This window comes from Herbivorax alkaliphila (assembly GCF_030848475.1).
Lineage (GTDB): Bacteria > Bacillota > Clostridia > Acetivibrionales > Acetivibrionaceae > Herbivorax.
In genome coordinates this window covers 1-2,930 of sequence record NZ_JAVDDS010000103.1, presented here as the reverse complement: position 1 = coordinate 2,930, position 2,930 = coordinate 1, and the positions used below count along the sequence as shown (strand labels likewise).

6 protein-coding genes are annotated in these 2,930 nt (G+C 28.0%); all 6 read left to right on the top strand.

Going from position 1 to position 2,930, the window contains the following annotated elements:
- Nucleotides 1-169: 169 nt before the first annotated feature.
- The 6 genes from RBH29_RS17335 to RBH29_RS17310 all read left to right on the top strand — a co-directional run bounded on the left by RBH29_RS17335 (nt 170) and on the right by RBH29_RS17310 (nt 2,624).
- Nucleotides 170-337: an RHS repeat domain-containing protein gene (locus tag RBH29_RS17335; protein ID WP_459076800.1), complete on the top strand. Its 168-nt coding sequence runs from the start codon at nt 170-172 to the stop codon at nt 335-337.
- 32 nt (nt 338-369) lie between these two features.
- The gene (locus tag RBH29_RS17330) at nt 370-507 is read left to right on the top strand and encodes an RHS repeat domain-containing protein (RefSeq protein ID WP_306698262.1); all 138 of its coding nucleotides are present in this window, start codon (nt 370-372) and stop codon (nt 505-507) included.
- A 149-nt stretch (nt 508-656) separates the two neighbouring features.
- Nucleotides 657-935: a hypothetical protein gene (locus tag RBH29_RS17325; protein ID WP_306698261.1), complete on the top strand. Its 279-nt coding sequence runs from the start codon at nt 657-659 to the stop codon at nt 933-935.
- Between the two features lie 20 nt (nt 936-955).
- Entirely contained in the window at nt 956-1,408 is a 453-nt protein-coding gene (locus tag RBH29_RS17320) for a hypothetical protein (protein ID WP_306698260.1), read from the top strand.
- A 334-nt stretch (nt 1,409-1,742) separates the two neighbouring features.
- Nucleotides 1,743-2,150, top strand: a complete 408-nt coding sequence (locus tag RBH29_RS17315; RefSeq protein WP_306698259.1) for a hypothetical protein — start codon at nt 1,743-1,745, stop codon at nt 2,148-2,150.
- Nucleotides 2,151-2,372: 222 nt separating this feature from the next.
- Nucleotides 2,373-2,624, top strand: a complete 252-nt coding sequence (locus tag RBH29_RS17310; RefSeq protein WP_306698258.1) for a hypothetical protein — start codon at nt 2,373-2,375, stop codon at nt 2,622-2,624.
- Nucleotides 2,625-2,930 lie beyond the last annotated feature (306 nt).

The following is a 2,930-nucleotide window of genomic DNA, read 5'->3' as shown; positions in this document are numbered from 1 at the left end:
ACACTAAAGCAGAACAAGGTTACAAATTTAGTAAGAAAGTTATTCAACAGATAGGGTTTTTAAGTAATATGCTTGTAAATATAAGTGCATTTCTAAAGTGAAACTCGTTTAGCTAAAGCTAAACATCTACAATGATAAATCAGGAAACAATACTTCTGTTGTAGATGCATTGGGAAATACAACAGTATATGAGTACGACAGCAATGGAAATATGACTAAAGTGACAGATGAAAGAGGAAATTCAGTAAAATATGAGTATGATGCGTTAGATAATTGTATCAAGACAATTTTTGAAGATGGAAAATTATATTATCAGAGTACAATGAAAATGGTTTAAAAGTATCTGAAACAAATCAGGCAGGAAATACTATGCAACTTGAATATGATGAAATGGTAAGGCTTATAAAAGTTACAGATGCGTTGGGGAACTCAACTATTTATGAATATGATGACCTTGGAAATATGATATCTCAAACAGATGCAAATGGTAATACAACTACTTTTTAATATGACAAGCTTGGCAGAAGAATAAATCGTATTCTACCCCTTGGAATGTCTGAAACTTACACTTATGATGAGGCTGGAAACATAAATAGTATAACTGATTTTAATGGAGACACCACAATATTTGAATAAAAAAGGGGAAGCCTGTTAGTTTGCCATCGTGGAAGAAAATTCATATTGACATGAATCATATTATGTCAGGTCATGGACATGGAGGAAACAGGGGGGGACCTAACAAAGATAGATTTCCATGGTGGATGAGTGCTCCAGCTATTGAAAGAGCAGTAAGAGAATCTTATAGATATTGTGAATTAATAAAAAGGCAAGGAGGTCGTGTTTTTGTAAGAGGTCCGTGGTTTGAGGGTAAAGGATATATAGAAATGTGGGTTAATACTGTTAAAAAGGTAATAGAATCTGCTTGGCCTAAATAAATTAAAGGAGAATATATGAAATGTTTAGTATAAAATATCTTGATGATTTTGAATATTCAAAAATATCTAAAAACATTTATAGTACATTTTATGTTGAATGTAAAGAAGTTGCATATCCAGATAATCAATGGACAGATTTTCCTGTTGCTGTTTTGAGTATGTGGTGTGAAAACATAATTTCTAAATCTAATATCTCTATTTATAATAAGTTTGAATTGTTTTTTATGGATGGACCATTTAGTATTGAATGTGAAAGAAATGCTGATAAGCTTATAATGAAATTCATAAATACAAGAAAAAAAGGAAAAACACATGATGAAAATATTGTTAGTTATTATAATGTTGTAAATGAAATATATGAAGCATCTGTTGGATTAATAAAAAAGCTTGAAAAGACCGAATTTAAGCCAATAAATGATATGGATAAATTAAAGGGCTTAGTAAAAAAATGGATGTGCTTTAAAGTGGTATAAAAACTGATAAGGATGTGCTGTTGCGTGGTGTGTCCTTATCAATTTTCAAAATTGTTTCATAGAAAAGTATTTCTCAATAAAATATTAAGGTTTTCTATTATTAGTTTTATTTCTGTGTTTTCCACTATCAACTTAATTGACATGGAAAACATAAAAATAAATTCATGGAATCTAGTGCAAAGCTTTGTAAATTCATAAGCATATTTAATCCAAGTTTTATGATTGTTTTAGCATTAAAATATGCTCACATAATTACTGTGTCTTGCACTAGTAGATTTATAAAATATTTGAAAACATTTTACAAAGAGAATTAATTAAGTGAGGTGGTAGTAAAATGAGAGAAGCTTTTTATTCATTAGATAATGAAAACATAGCTAAATTACCTGAGCTAACCCTTTATTATTTTTATGAAGAATTAATATACTTTTTTTCAAGGGAGTCGGCATTAGAGATTGTAAAAAAATATGAAAAAGCAACAGACGATTATTATAATTACTTTTATCATGACATAATAAATATGACAAAAAATGAATTATCAACTAAAATAGAAAAATCTGATTCTGAGCTAGTATTGCCGTTTATTACTGTTTGGTTGTGGAAGCAGAGATTAGGAGAAATTCCTATGGATCAAAAAATTCAATTGGATAAGAATTTAATTAGTGGTCTTGTAGATGATTTTGGAGATTATATTGTTAGAAATATTTATAAAATGATGACGCTTACAGGATATGATAATATATAGAGAGAAAAGCCATCTGGTGAATTTTTAGAAAACAAATATGATAATTATTTATCTATTATAGAAGATTTATCAGGCTTTTATAATAAATCAGGATATGATGATGACGACTATTTTTCATTATTATGTGATTGTTTTTGTATAATAGGGTTTGAAAGAATAAAAAAGAATAACTTATATAAAGAGGTAATGTCTCTAATTGAATATGTATTTGTAAATTACGAGGTGGATGAAAGATTACAGTGGCTACCTAATGAAAAATTTATGCTATTTTTATATTCTATGAGCTACAATGCTGATGTTGCATTTAACTATTTTAAAAATATAGTAGAAAAAAGACAACTTTCAAGTATTTTAACTATAGTACTGAGTATTAAGCTTTTTGGGAAAAACTCTTTTGAATTATTAAAAAAGAAAAATATAAATTGTGATTATTTTGGCGGAATAGATAATTTGTATAGATTGATAATAATGTAGATTCAACTGTTTTGTTTACATTAATACAGGTAATGGTTACGTTTTCTGTTATTGGACTATAGCTGGAGTAGCTATAGGATATGGAGTTTATTATTTAGAACCAATGTCATTAAGGTGTACAGGTGCTTACCCCCAGAAGAGGAGAAGGTATTATGACTGATCAACAGTATTTAGAATATAAATTTGCTTCAAAAAAAGACTGGAGTACAAGAGATAAAGTAGAAGAATTATTTAATATTTTAAATAGTTTAGATGAAAAAATCAAACCTAAATGTTTTATGTATGCTGATAAAAAAATTGAGTTTG

Bases quoted from the DNA above. Each gene is read 5' to 3' on its own strand.
- RBH29_RS17315 (WP_306698259.1), top strand. From the start codon at position 1,743: ATGAGAGAAGCTTTTTATTCATTAGATAATGAAAACATAGCTAAATTA.
- RBH29_RS17330 (WP_306698262.1), top strand. From the start codon at position 370: ATGCAACTTGAATATGATGAAATGGTAAGGCTTATAAAAGTTACAGAT.
- RBH29_RS17320 (WP_306698260.1), top strand. From the start codon at position 956: ATGTTTAGTATAAAATATCTTGATGATTTTGAATATTCAAAAATATCT.